Source organism: Bacillus sp. JK106, from assembly GCF_053663355.1.
The window spans coordinates 754,702-767,814 of record NZ_JBSJQC010000003.1; the positions used below are offsets into that span (position 1 = coordinate 754,702).

Sequence of the window (13,113 nt, forward strand, 5' to 3'; positions counted from 1 at the left end):
TCAATTCCCTCCCAACCGGTATAATACGTCATTCCATTTCAGCTCTTTTTTCAGCTCATGTATTTCGGTATTGCGGGAAATAAAGATGCTTTCAATGCCTGCCATCTCAGCCCAGTCAAGCATCTGTTCAGCCGTAAGCCGGAAAGACATACAGGTATGGTGGGCGCCCCCCGCCAAAATCCATGCTTCCGCAGCTGTTTTCAGCGATGGCTCCGGCTTCCACAGCACCCGCGCCACAGGGAGATTCGGCATATCATGATCAATTTCCCTGCCTTCCGCTTCATTCAGAATGAGACGGAATCGCCCGCCGATATCAATGATGGTGGCGATGATGGCTGAACCGCCGATTCCGTTAAAGACCAGCCGGGCCGGATCTTCCTTCCCTCCGATTGAGAGAGGATGGACTTCGATTTTCGGCTGATCAAGGGCGATCGTCGGACATACTTCAAGCATATGTGATCCGAGAATCATCGCACGCCCCGGTTCAAAATGGTACGTATAATCTTCCATGAAGGAGGTTTGTTCTCCGTCCGCCATTATTTTCATCATTCGCACAAGGGCAGCCGTTTTCCAATCGCCTTCGCCGGCAAATCCGTACCCTTTTTCCATGAGACGCTGAACGGCAAGACCCGGAAGCTGCTTCATTCCGTGCAAAACTTCAAAGGAGGTCGAAAACGCTGTATATTCGCCCCGTTCGAGAAAGGCCGTTAATCCGAGTTCAATTTTCGCCTGTTCTTTAATGGAAGCAACTTTTGCTTCATCCCGCTTCGTTTCGTCGCTGATGACATACAATTTGTCGTATTCCTCATAAAGCGCCTCAATTTCTGCGTCAGTGACGTTGTTCATCACCTCGGTAAGATCGCCGATTCCGTACCCGTCAACCTGCCAGCCGAATTGGATGTGGGCGCCGACTTTGTCTCCGTCAGTAACCGCCACATTCCGCATATTGTCGCCGAACCGGGCTACTTTAATATTCCTGCTTTCATTCCAAGCGGCAGCCGTGTTCATCCATTGCGAAATGTCATGTTTGACTTCCTCATCATCCCAATAGCCTGCGATGACTTTTCTCGTCTGCCCCATTCTTGACTGGATATATCCGTATTCCCGGTCTCCGTGAGCGGATTGGTTGCTGTTCATAAAGTCCATATCAATCGTTTCCCACGGGATGTCGCGGTGATATTGGGTATGCAGATGAAGCATCGGCTTTTGAAAAGCGGAAAGACCTTCAATCCACATTTTCGCAGGGGAAAATGTATGCATCCACGTCACGACCCCGGCACAGTTTTCTTGATACTGCGCTTCCCGCAAAACCTCTCTGATCGTTTCAGATGACGTGACAACCGGTTTATGCCTGATCTTGTATCTTGATGACACCCCGCTGAGACCGTCACATATTCCCTTTGCGTGTTTATCGACAAGCTGAAGCGTTTCCTCTCCGTATAAGTGCTGGCTTCCCGTTACAAACCAAAATTCATATTCTTTGTTCTGAAGCACATTCATTTCCCCTTCCCATCAAAATAAAGCGCTTGCATTTTTAAATAAATATACGTACGAATATAAATAATAAAACTTTTATTCTTTTATTTGTACGAACAACTTTATTATAGTTAAGGAGGAATCAAACTGTCAATCTTTTATTGCAAGTAAAAAAGCCGGACACACATGCCCGGCTGATCAATTAATAGGAAGGCCAGCCTGAACTCCAATCGATATCATTGATGAGCATCTTCGGAATTCCGCTGTTTTCGGCATCATACGCATGACGCACTAAAATATTCCCGTTCACAATGTCCTGACCGCCCGGGCCTTTCCAGCGGTCATTGCCGGAATCAAGAATCGTCCCTCCGCCTTCAGACATGCTTTTCCCGCTTTTATCGAGATATGGGCCGGTGATGCTTTTGGATCTTCCATAAGCGATTTTGTACGTACTATTCACGCCTGAACAGCATTTATCAAACGACACCATTAAGTAATAGTAGCCGTTCTGGTAGGTGATGGCCGGCGCTTCCAAAGCTCCGCCGTTATTCGGCCTGGCAGCGATGGAATAAAGTGACCCCGTCGGTTTCATTGTATTTTTATCAAGCTTTGTCAGCTTAATGCCGCTCCAAAAAGAACCGAAGGCAAGCCAAGGGTTTCCGTCTTTATCAATTGTCAGCTCCGGATCAATTGCATTGTAGTTATTGGCGCTTGTTGAACGGATGACGAGCCCTTCGTCCTTCCAGTTTCCCGAACTGAGGCTTGTAGATGATGCAAGACCGATCGCGGAGGTATTTTTGCCGAATGAAGAAACGGCATAATACAGCCAATACTTTCCGTTAAAATATTGAACATCGGGGGCCCATTGATTCAGCCCGTAATTCGGCACATAATTGCCCCACCATGACAGCGGGGAAGTAAAGATTGATTTCTGAACGGTCCATACGCCGCCGCTGCCCGCCTTTAAGACGCGAAGCCCCCTCTCCCCTTCCAAACCGGTTCCGAAAGCGTACCACGTGTTTCCTTCCTTCGCCATTGTCGGATCATGAAGCAATTCATTTGATGCCCCCCAAAACGCGGCAGATGCCGGAGATGAAGACATCAGAAGCAGACCGGCTGTAACGGCTGCGCATGAAAAGCGGATCATGCGTCTGAATCTGTTTTTCATTTGTAAACCCTCCCCTTTTTAAAGCGCTTTCAAAAACATGTTGTCAGATTTTTCTATGTCTTCTCTTATTGTAGACGCACGGCTCATATTTGTACAGACAAAAAAAAAGAATCTGCTTAAAAAAGCAGATTCTTCCGTATCTTTATTGATAAGTAATACGGTCAACCGTTTCCCGGTCTAATTTTTTAATCACTTCTGTGATCAATTTTACCGTATTCTCATAATCATCCCGATGCAAAATAGCGGCATGAGTGTGAATGTAGCGCGTCGCGATCGTAATGGACAGCGCCGGCACTCCGTTTGCGGTTAAATGAATGGAACCTGAATCCGTGCCCCCTCCGGCAATGGAATCGAATTGATACGGAATTCCCGCTTCTTCCGCCGTGTTCACGACAAGGTCGCGCAGCCCTTTGTGAGATACCATTGACGCGTCATACAGAATAATTTGCGGCCCTTCGCCGATTTTGCTTTGCGCCTCTTTTTCAGAAATTCCCGGTGTATCTCCGGCAATTCCGACATCCACACCGAACGCGATATCAGGCTGGATCGTATGTGCCGCTGTTTTCGCCCCGCGCAGCCCGACTTCTTCTTGAACCGTTCCGACCCCGTATACTTCATTCGGGTGATCACTGTTTTTCAGATTTTTTAATACATCGATGGCAATCGCACAGCCGATACGGTTGTCCCATGCTTTCGCCAATAAATGCTTTTCATTGTTCATCACTGTAAATTCAAAATACGGCACAATCTGGTCACCCGGAAGAACGCCCCATTCCATTGCTTCTTCACGGCTGGACGCCCCGATATCGATGAACATCTCTTTAATATCGGCGGCTTTTTTTCTGGCGTCAGGAGGCAGAATGTGAGGCGGTTTCGAACCGATGATCCCCGTGATGTCCCCTTTTTTTGTCACGACGGTGACGCGCTGGGCCAGCATGACCTGAGACCACCAGCCGCCGACGGTTTGAAAGCGGAGAAAGCCTTTATCAGTGATTTGCGTCACCATAAAACCGACTTCGTCTAAATGCCCTGAGATCATGATTTTCGGACCGTTTTCTTTGCCGGTTTTTTTGGCGATTAAGCTTCCCAGCCGGTCTGTTGTGACATCATCGGCAAATGGTTCTATGTATGATTTCATCACTTGTCTTACTTCTCTCTCATTTCCCGGTATCCCTTTTGCATCCGTTAACGCTTTCAGCATGGTGAGCGTTTCATCTAATTTTGTCATCAATAAACCTCCTTTTTTTCACTACCCTTCTTATTATACAAAACCAATGCTGAAGCATACGATTAATTCGCCTGAAAAACGGGTAAATGTTTTTATCTATTTCTTTTAAAAAAATGAAACTTTTTGTTTTGTTTTTCGTATTACATCAGATCATGACAAAGGTGAGGAGGTGCCTTCACACATATGGCCATTACAGTATTGAGGATTGTCTTGCTTGCACTTCTTATTTATTTTATTTACATGTGCGTCAAATTTTACGCAAACCCGAAAAGAAGGCTCAGACTGGCGCAATCAAAAGAGAATTTTTATTTTATTGACGAACAGAAAAACACGCGAAAAAATCTCCAGCTTACTTATAAAGGAGTGCTCTTTGAAGGAGAAAAGCATATCCCTTCCAAAGATCATCCGCTGTTTATCCATACAATATTTGTATGGACCGAAAATCCGGAAAAGCTGAACCGCTTTTCTGCAGGTGATTTTGAAGAAGTCGAAAAAAAGGTATTGGAGCGGTACCCGAATTGCAAGATTGATTGGGACCAGCCCATCAAAAAAGCGAAAAAAGCAGGCGAGCGATAAGCTCTCCTGCTTTTTATTTTTTAGACATCAAATACATGAGTACAAGGGCGGCTTCAGTGAGAAAAAGCAGCGGCACCCCGTATAAAAAGGATTTGTGCTTCGTCTTATGCCTGAAGGTGCGCATGCCGATCCATACGCCGAGTGAGCCGAACATGGCGGCTGTGAGCCATATTCGTTTCTCTGATATTCTCCACCTGTGCGCCTTTGCTCTTCTTTTATCAGCGCCCATGATCCAAAAGCCGTATCCGTTTATCAATACGGCGTAAATGAAGAGAGCCATTGATTGTCACCCTTTACGTAAAAAAACCGCTCCCGGAAAGAGAGCGGCTTTTTCAACTTACTTGTCTAACTGAGCTTTAGCAGCATCAGCAAGCTGATTGAAAGCAGTAAGATCGTTTACAGCAAGATCAGCAAGCATTTTGCGGTTTACTTCGATGCCTGAAAGCTTAAGACCGTGCATTAAACGGCTGTAAGAAAGACCGTTCATACGTGCAGCAGCGTTGATACGAGTGATCCAAAGCTTACGGAAATCACGTTTTTTCTGACGGCGGTCACGGAATGCATAGTTTCCTGATTTCATGACCTGCTGGTTTGCTACTTTGTATAATGTATGTTTTGAACCGAAATAACCTTTTGCTAATTTAAGAACCTTTTTACGACGCTTACGTGTAACAGTTCCGCCTTTTACTCTTGGCATTAGATTTCCCTCCTAATTGTTCCTTGTCCGATTACTTGATGTTGGCAAGCTGTTGTTTGATGCGTTTGAAGTCTCCTGCGCTCACAATAGCACCCTTGCGAAGCTTACGCTTTTGCTTTTGGGATTTGTTGGCGAATAAGTGACTTGTGTATGCATGAGAACGTTTTAACTTCCCAGAACCTGTCTTTTTAAAACGTTTAGCAGATCCGCGGTGAGTTTTCATTTTTGGCATGGGATTTCCTCCTTATTGCTTTTCGTTTTTCGGCGCGAGCATTAAGAACATGCTGCGGCCGTCCATTTTTGGTTTTGTTTCGACTGTCGCAACTTCCGCACATGCTTCAGAGAAACGGTCCAATACGCGCTGGCCGATTTCTTTATGAGTGATTGCGCGCCCTTTAAAGCGGATAGAAGCTTTCACTTTATCGCCTTTTTCAAGGAATTTAATCGCATTGCGCAATTTCGTGTTAAAGTCATGCTCATCGATCGTCGGACTTAATCTAACTTCTTTTAAGTTAATGATTTTTTGATTTTTGCGTGCTTCTTTGTCCTTTTTCTGCTGCTCGAATCTGAATTTACCGTAGTCCATGATGCGGCAGACAGGCGGTTTTGCATTTGCTGCAACTAACACAAGGTCAAGATTTGCGCGGCCGGCGATTTCAAGTGCTTCCTGACGGGACTTGATGCCGAGCTGATCGCCATTTTGTCCGATCAGACGAACTTCACGTGCACGGATACCCTCATTAACCAATTGATCTTTGCTAATAATGAGCCACCTCCATAGTTTCTTCGAATTGATTCACAACGCTTTTTGACTGCATTCTGCAGGCAAACAAAAAGTGCGGGCATGACAACACACCCACACTACGAACATCTGCATAAATAAAAATGTACGGTCAACCTGCCAACTACATGAATGTGTCAATCAGGTGAGAAGCGGGTGCCTCTGCTTGTGATTTATATTCAATTCAATAACTATTCTACACAATACCGGATCATTAGTCAAGAATGACTTCTCCGGATCAACTTTTTCATTTTAACACGATGCCGGGGTGAGCGCAAGGAAAAATGTGAAATTTCGTTATATGCCGCCCGCGGGCGTGCCAACACAATAAAAAACCCGGGTCTATGACCCGGGTTTATCCTCCGATGAGCTGAACGAATACCGGAATGACCAGCACCGTCACCACTCCTACGACGACAACCGCGATACTTGCCATTGCCGCTTCTACTTCCCCCATCTCAATGCCGACCGCAACACCGAGTGCGTGTCCTGATGTGCCGAGAGCCAGTCCCTTAGAGATTGGGTGCTTTACTTTAAACAGTTTTAAGAATAAAGCGCCAAGAGCATAGACGATAACGGCGTTGAAAATAACGGCGAAAGCGGTGATGTCGGTGATGCCGCCGATCCCTTTTGACAGCGGAAGGGCAATTGCCGTTGTCGCCGCCTGCGGAAGCATGCTTTTCATAACGGCCGCGTCAAGATGAATGCCTTTTGCGATCAAATAGACAATCGTGACTGAGCAGATAGAGCCGACAATGATGGAAGACATGATCTGCCACCAGTATTTTCTCAGCTTGTCACGCTGTTTGTATAAAGGGATGGCAAAAGCGATCGTCGCGGGCTCCAGGAAGAATTTAATAATGTCTCCTCCGCTTTTATAATCTTCATATGAAAAACCGCCGAGCTTCAGAAAAAGAATTCCAAGCACCATCGCGACAAACAGCGGGGTGAAGAGGAAAAAGCCTCTCGTTTTTTTAAATAAATACGTGCCGATGCCAAAGGCCGCAAGTGAAACGACAATACCGAAATATGGACTCATCCGTTTTCCCTCCTAATGCTGCACAAGTTCGTTTTCCTGATTGGAACGGCGCACCGTTTGTTTATCAGCCGGAGCAGCCTTCTGACGTTTTTGGCTGACAGACAAGATCAGCTGAGAAAAAAGGCCCGTCGCCCCTAACAGAATGATGGTGGCGAGTAAGATGACGAGTGCGATCTGCACGCCGTACTGCTGCATGACGCCAAGTGAATTCATCACGGAGATGCCCGACGGGACAAATAAAAATCCGATCAGTGACGTTAATGATGTTCCCAGCGCTTCTACTTGTTCAAGCTTAATCACTTTCAGGCATAAGAGGACAAATAATAACACCAAACCTACTACGGAAGCGGGTATAGGAATGGGGACAATCGCTGCAATCCCATTAGATATGAGCATAATTACGGCAAAAATAAATGCTTGTGTCAGAAATCCGTACACTTTTTTCGCACTCATTTTCTTCACCTCTTTCTCTTTGTTAGGTCCATTATAAAAGAGAAATTGATTTTTAAAGCGCTTTCATAACAAACGGCTGAATATTCATTCTGAAATGCAAAAAACGGCTGCTGAAATGCAAAAGCCGCCTCATATAATATGAAGCAGCTTTTTTAAGTCCTTGGCGTATGTACGGCTGACGGGAATTTTTGAGCCGTCTTTTAAGATCAGATTGTAAGTCGAATTAAACCACGGATGAATTTCCGTAATATGCTCCGTATTCACGATGAACGCGCGGTGCACTCTCAAGAAACCCGTATCAGGCAGTTTTTTCTCAATGACCGCCAAAGTTTCATGAACGGAATAAGACGCGGCAAACGTTTTGACGGAAACGTGTCCGTCCTCCATGCCGGCGTAAATAATGTCCTTCGTATCTAAAATGACAATAGATTCACCGGCTGATACAGCCAGTTTATGCGCTCCGGCTGCGGACGGCTGCTCCGAGACGGCTCCTGCCCTGTCCAGCTTCACTCTTTTAAACTTTCTGATCGTCTGGCGCACTCTTTCTTCATCAAAAGGCTTCGTTAAATAATCGAGCGCGTCGACTTCAAAAGCTTTTAAAGCAAATTGGTCATACGCCGTCGCAAAAACGACGGCCGGCGGATTTTTCATGTTTTTCAGCCGTTTGGCAATGTCAAATCCGTTTTCTCCTGACAAATCAACGTCCAAAAACAGCAGATCCGGTTTTTGATCCATCATACTGTCAAAAGCGGATTCAATATTTTCAGCTTCGTTTATGTCACTTACTTCATTCGTCCGTTTCAGCAAATAAGCTAATTCATCTCTTGCCAGCATTTCATCATCAACGATTAACACCTTCAGCATGTTCTTCTCCTTTAGTCATCAGTTTCAAAGGCAGCTCAAATGATACGTCCGTACCTTTGCCGGCCTCACTTTCCAATCGCAGGGCTGCTTGTGGGCCGAACAGCCCGATCAGCCGCTGATTTAAATTGTAAAGCGCGGTTCCCGTCCCTTCTTTAGACGGGAGCGGACGGTTTCCGAGCACGGACAGCAATTCCGGATCAATTCCCCTACCGTTATCTCCAACCCGCATTAAAACCGACTGACCGGCGGATACCACGCTGACATTGACGGCACAGCTGTCCTGCTTTCTTGAAAATGCATGGCGAAGCGCATTTTCGACGAGAATCTGCAGCACAAAAGGAGGAATTTCGATGTCCTCCAAACCGCGTTCGATTTCAAGACTGATTTTATATTTCCCGGGAAAACGGGCCTGCTCCAATGATAAATACGCCTGCAGATGGTTCAGTTCTTTAGAAAGCGGGATGAGCAGCTGCCTTGCCCCCTGCAGATTGGAACGGAAATAGACGCTGAGCTGCAGCAGAAGCTTTCGGGTTTTTTCCACATCCGTACGGCAAAGAGCAGAAATCGTATTGATCGCATTAAACAGAAAATGCGGATTGACCTGTGCTTGAAGCGCTTTTATTTCTGCGTCTTTCAGCAATTTGCTCTGCAGTTCCGCCTCGCCGAGTTCAAGCTGGGTGGAGAACAGCATGGCGAGTCCTTCTGCAAGCTCTTCTTCAACCCGGCTTAAACCTGACGGGCTTTTAAAGTACATTTTCAGCGTCCCGATCGTTTTGCCGTTTGACGTCAGCGGCAATACGATCGCCGCATGCAGCGGACAGGGATCGTGCGTGCATTCAATTTCTTCCTTTGATGTCGCTTTCATAATATGACCCGTTTTAATGACGCGTTTTGACAATCCGGTGATCAGGCTTTCAGAAGGAATATGATGGTCGGCACCCGCGCCGACGTGCGCCAAAATCTTTTCGTTATCCGTAAGCGATACTGCGTCCGTTCCTGTTTGCCTGTGAATGATGGCGGCGACGCTTTTGCATGAGCTTTCATTCAGTCCCTGGCGGAAAAACGGAAGCGTCTGATCGGCAATCATCAGCACCCTGTGGGTTTCAAGGGCTCTCGCCCGTTCTTCCTTTCGGATAATCGACTGAATGATCGAAAGAAAAATGAAAGTCCCTGACCCGTTTACCAATATCATCGGGATGCCGATGATGCTCACAAGCGTCCAAGCATCAGAAAACGGCTTGGCCATCAAGAGGATGAGCAGCATTTGCAGCGATTCCATTCCGAGTCCGACAAGCGCGGCCACACGCGGTGTCGGCATCGCATAGCGTTTTCTGAAATACCGTCCGATCCAGCCGGACAAAATGCCCGCTAAAACGGATGAGACGGCACAGCTGACTGCCGTCGCGCCGCCGAGTGATAAACGATGCAGGCCGGCCAGTATGCCGACGCCGATTCCCACATACGGGCCGCCTAAGAGTCCGCCGATTTCAACGCCCATAATTCTTGTATTGGCAATTGAACCGGACGGATTAATTTGAAACACCCAGTCATTATTCATGATTGTATTCCGCTGAATTTCTATTCCCGTATAGTTGCTGATGATACTGAACAGCGAGAAAATTGAAATCAGCACCGCTTTGCCTTTATAGCTCTCAGGCTGCTGGAGCGCCTGTCTGAACAATCTGGTATGAGCCAGAACAAATCCCAATATGACGATAATTCCGACTCTTTCCAGCATCATGATGATCAAATGCAGCATACTTTTCACCTGTTCTTTCAAATTGTATTTTATCACGTTTTAGAGCCTGAGACAGAATCTGACACAAACCTGCCTGTTTTTTTCAAATCATCTGAAAACATCTTTCACAGTCTATGTATCTATTGTAGAATAAACGGGAGCCTTGCGGCAGAGAGTTTCAGAATATAACAAAGAGGAGAAGATCATGAAAGCCGTATTTTTTGATTTGGACGATACACTGTTATGGGATGAAAAAAGCGTCAGAACAACATTCAGGGAAACATGTTTACAAGCGGAAAAAAAATATGGCCTTGACCCGCATACATTTGAAGAGGCGGTTCGGAAAGCGGCACGGGAATTGTATATGTCATACGAAACCTATCCTTATACGGTCATGATCGGCATTAATCCGTTTGAAGGATTGTGGGCGAATTTTTCCGAGCCGGTCAGCGAAGGATTTAAACAGCTGAATCGGATTGCGCCGGAATACAGACGAAACGCCTGGACGAACGGCTTAAAAAGCGTCGGTATAGACGATGCGGCTTACGGCGAATATTTGGCGGAGTTTTTCGCGGCGGAACGCAGACAGCGTCCGTATGTGTATGATGAAACGTTTGCGGTGCTTGATAAGCTGAAAGGTGTTTATGAATTGCTTCTGCTGACAAACGGCGATCCCAGCCTGCAGAAAGAAAAACTCGCCGGCGTTCCTGAGCTCGCGCCTTATTTTAATGAAATCGTCATCTCAGGCGCTTTCGGAAAAGGGAAACCCGATGCCTCCATATTCGAACATTGCCTCGGCCTCCTGAACCTGAAAAAAGAAGACGCCATTATGGTCGGAGATAACCTCAATACTGATATATTGGGAGCGAAACGGGCAGGCATTACGACAGTCTGGGTAAACCGGACGCAAAAGAAAAATGATACGGACATTGCGCCTGATTACGTGATCAGCGATCTTCACGAGCTGTTTGCGATTATAGAGAAACAAAAAGAAAGATAATTTTATACGCAAAAAAACCCCATTCTGAATGAACGGGGTTTTTGTATTTCCGGTTATTTTTTCGCTTCGGCTACAGCCTTTTTCACAAAATCGTCTAATGAGACGGTTTCTGATTTCTGCTCGCCGTATTTCCGGACGTTTACCGCGCCGTTTTCCGCTTCTTGGTCACCGACCACAAGCATGTACGGGATTTTTTGCATTTGCGCTTCACGGATTTTATAGCCGATTTTTTCGTCCCGGCTGTCAAGCTCGACACGCAGGCCTTCGCGCTGCAGGCGCTCCTGCACTTTTTTCGCATAGTCAAGATGCACGGACGGTGATACAGGAATGACTTGGAATTGCACCGGCGCAAGCCATGTCGGAAGGGCGCCTTTGTGCTCTTCGATTAAGAAAGCAACGAAACGCTCCATCGTTGACACGACGCCGCGGTGAATAACGACAGGGCGGTGCTGTTTGCCGTCTTCTCCGACGTAAGTGAGATCAAAGCGTTCCGGAAGAAGGAAGTCAAGCTGTACAGTTGACAATGTCTCTTCTTTGCCGATCGCCGTTTTCACCTGCACGTCAAGCTTAGGGCCGTAAAACGCCGCTTCGCCTTCCGCTTCATAATAGTCGTGCCCCATCTCATCCATTGCGGCCTTCAGCATGGATTGCGCTTTGTTCCACATCTCATCATCATCAAAATATTTTTCCGTATCTTCAGGATCGCGGTAAGACAGGCGGAATGTGTAATCATTCAGGCCGAAGTCTTCGTATACGTCTTGAATCAAACGGACCGTGCGGATGAATTCTTCTTTAATCTGATCAGGGCGGACGAAAATGTGCGCGTCATTTAACGTCATGCCGCGTACGCGCTGAAGACCTGAAAGCGCCCCGGACATTTCGTATCGGTGCATCGTTCCCAGCTCTGCAATCCGGATCGGAAGCTCGCGGTAGCTGTGAATGTCCTGCTTGTAAATCATCATATGGTGAGGACAGTTCATCGGACGGAGCACGAGTGTTTCATTGTCCATTTCCATCGGCGGGAACATCGTATCCTGATAATGATCCCAGTGGCCCGATGTTTCGTACAGGTCTTTGCTTCCGAGAACAGGCGTATAGACGTGCTCATAACCGAGGCTCAGCTCTTTATCCACAATGTAGCGCTCGATCACGCGGCGGATGGTCGCGCCTTTCGGCAGCCAGAGCGGCAGACCTTGTCCGACTTTTTGAGAGTTGGCAAACAACTTTAATTCTTTGCCCAGTTTTCGGTGGTCACGCTCTTTCGCTTCTTCAAGCATGCGCAAATGCTCTTTCAAGTCATCCTTTTTAAAGAAGGCCGTGCCGTAAATGCGCTGAAGCATTTGGTTTTTGCTGTCGCCGCGCCAGTATGCGCCCGCAAGGCTCAGCAGCTTAAATTCTTTAATTTTGCCTGTAGACGGCACGTGCACGCCGCGGCACAGGTCAAAAAATTCGCCCTGCTCATAAATGGAGACCGTTTCGTCTTCTGGAATCGCATCCAGCAGTTCAAGCTTCAGATTATCGTCGATTTCCGCAAACATGGCTTTTGCTTCATCACGGCTCACTTCTTTTCGGATGATCGGCAGATTTTCACCAATGATGCGTTTCATTTCTTTTTCAATCTTCGGAAGGTCATCCGGCGTCAGCGCCTGCTCCATTTCAACGTCATAATAGAACCCGTTTTCAATGACGGGGCCGACTCCGAATTTCACATCTTTATAAATGCGTTTAATCGCCTGGGCCAATAAATGCGCCGTGCTGTGCCGCATGATGTTCAAACCTTCTTCTGTGCCTTCTGTAATGATTTCTACGGCACCGTCCTCTTGAATCGGCGTTCTTAAATCAATTTCCTGTCCGTTCAGTTTTCCGGCTAAAGACTTTTTCTTTAATCCCGGACTGATGGATGCCGCGATATCTTCTGTTGTTGTTCCTTTCGGAAATTCCTTTACCGCTCCGTCCGGAAATGTGATGTTGATCATATCTGACATCTTCGTCACTCCTTTTTTTATGCAAATCAAAAACCCCGCCCCCTATGAAAGGGACGAGGTTAAATAAACGGAATCGTGGTTCCACCCTTTTTTCCGCACGGCCGATTG

The 13,113-nt window shown here is 46.7% G+C and carries 14 protein-coding genes and 1 other annotated feature; of the genes, 2 read left to right on the top strand and 12 right to left on the bottom strand.

Annotated features, from left to right (window positions below; translation table 11 throughout):
* From araA to ACWJJS_RS14235, 3 genes are all read right to left on the bottom strand, one after another.
* The gene (araA, locus tag ACWJJS_RS14225; protein ID WP_326359611.1) at positions 1 to 1,494 is read right to left on the bottom strand and encodes an L-arabinose isomerase; all 1,494 of its coding nucleotides are present in this window, start codon (positions 1,492 to 1,494) and stop codon (positions 1 to 3) included.
* Between the two features lie 184 nt (positions 1,495 to 1,678).
* The gene (locus ACWJJS_RS14230) at positions 1,679 to 2,644 is read right to left on the bottom strand and encodes a glycoside hydrolase family 43 protein (protein WP_015387871.1); all 966 of its coding nucleotides are present in this window, start codon (positions 2,642 to 2,644) and stop codon (positions 1,679 to 1,681) included.
* Between the two features lie 142 nt (positions 2,645 to 2,786).
* Positions 2,787 to 3,872, bottom strand: a complete 1,086-nt coding sequence (locus tag ACWJJS_RS14235) for a M42 family metallopeptidase (protein ID WP_007408096.1) — start codon at positions 3,870 to 3,872, stop codon at positions 2,787 to 2,789.
* 183 nt (positions 3,873 to 4,055) lie between these two features.
* On the opposite strand from ACWJJS_RS14235, the gene ACWJJS_RS14240 reads away from it, so the two are divergent.
* Positions 4,056 to 4,448 carry a hypothetical protein gene (locus ACWJJS_RS14240; protein ID WP_003152498.1) on the top strand — a complete coding sequence of 131 codons (393 nt, stop codon included), beginning with the start codon at positions 4,056 to 4,058 and terminating at the stop codon, positions 4,446 to 4,448.
* 13 nt (positions 4,449 to 4,461) lie between these two features.
* Here the strand turns inward: ACWJJS_RS14240 and ACWJJS_RS14245 are convergent, their stop codons facing one another.
* From ACWJJS_RS14245 to ACWJJS_RS14280, 8 genes are all read right to left on the bottom strand, one after another.
* The gene (locus ACWJJS_RS14245) at positions 4,462 to 4,728 is read right to left on the bottom strand and encodes a DUF1294 domain-containing protein (RefSeq protein WP_063174678.1); all 267 of its coding nucleotides are present in this window, start codon (positions 4,726 to 4,728) and stop codon (positions 4,462 to 4,464) included.
* A gap of 57 nt (positions 4,729 to 4,785) precedes the next feature.
* A complete protein-coding gene (gene rplT / locus ACWJJS_RS14250; protein WP_003152495.1) occupies positions 4,786 to 5,145 on the bottom strand; it encodes a 50S ribosomal protein L20 in 360 nt (119 codons plus the stop codon).
* A 31-nt stretch (positions 5,146 to 5,176) separates the two neighbouring features.
* Positions 5,177 to 5,377 carry a 50S ribosomal protein L35 gene (gene rpmI, locus ACWJJS_RS14255; protein ID WP_003152493.1) on the bottom strand — a complete coding sequence of 67 codons (201 nt, stop codon included), beginning with the start codon at positions 5,375 to 5,377 and terminating at the stop codon, positions 5,177 to 5,179.
* A 12-nt stretch (positions 5,378 to 5,389) separates the two neighbouring features.
* A complete protein-coding gene (gene infC, locus ACWJJS_RS14260) occupies positions 5,390 to 5,911 on the bottom strand; it encodes a translation initiation factor IF-3 (protein WP_071543361.1) in 522 nt (173 codons plus the stop codon).
* Positions 5,912 to 5,969: 58 nt separating this feature from the next.
* Positions 5,970 to 6,100: a sequence feature (ribosomal protein L20 leader region), on the bottom strand.
* 181 nt (positions 6,101 to 6,281) lie between these two features.
* Positions 6,282 to 6,965: an antiholin-like protein LrgB gene (lrgB, locus tag ACWJJS_RS14265; RefSeq protein ID WP_063174677.1), complete on the bottom strand. Its 684-nt coding sequence runs from the start codon at positions 6,963 to 6,965 to the stop codon at positions 6,282 to 6,284.
* Between the two features lie 12 nt (positions 6,966 to 6,977).
* Positions 6,978 to 7,418 (bottom strand): antiholin-like murein hydrolase modulator LrgA, encoded by a 441-nt coding sequence (lrgA, locus tag ACWJJS_RS14270; RefSeq protein ID WP_454023660.1) that lies wholly within the window; start codon positions 7,416 to 7,418, stop codon positions 6,978 to 6,980.
* 129 nt (positions 7,419 to 7,547) lie between these two features.
* The gene (locus tag ACWJJS_RS14275; protein WP_058906272.1) at positions 7,548 to 8,282 is read right to left on the bottom strand and encodes a LytR/AlgR family response regulator transcription factor; all 735 of its coding nucleotides are present in this window, start codon (positions 8,280 to 8,282) and stop codon (positions 7,548 to 7,550) included.
* Positions 8,260 to 10,041: a sensor histidine kinase gene (locus tag ACWJJS_RS14280; protein WP_031379151.1), complete on the bottom strand. Its 1,782-nt coding sequence runs from the start codon at positions 10,039 to 10,041 to the stop codon at positions 8,260 to 8,262. The genes ACWJJS_RS14275 and ACWJJS_RS14280 overlap by 23 nt, the downstream gene beginning before the upstream one ends.
* 184 nt (positions 10,042 to 10,225) lie before the next feature.
* On the opposite strand from ACWJJS_RS14280, the gene ACWJJS_RS14285 reads away from it, so the two are divergent.
* Positions 10,226 to 11,020 carry an HAD family hydrolase gene (locus ACWJJS_RS14285; protein WP_014418604.1) on the top strand — a complete coding sequence of 265 codons (795 nt, stop codon included), beginning with the start codon at positions 10,226 to 10,228 and terminating at the stop codon, positions 11,018 to 11,020.
* Between the two features lie 53 nt (positions 11,021 to 11,073).
* Here ACWJJS_RS14285 and thrS read toward each other — a convergent pair whose 3' ends face one another.
* The gene (gene thrS / locus ACWJJS_RS14290; protein ID WP_326374981.1) at positions 11,074 to 13,005 is read right to left on the bottom strand and encodes a threonine--tRNA ligase; all 1,932 of its coding nucleotides are present in this window, start codon (positions 13,003 to 13,005) and stop codon (positions 11,074 to 11,076) included.
* Positions 13,006 to 13,113 lie beyond the last annotated feature (108 nt).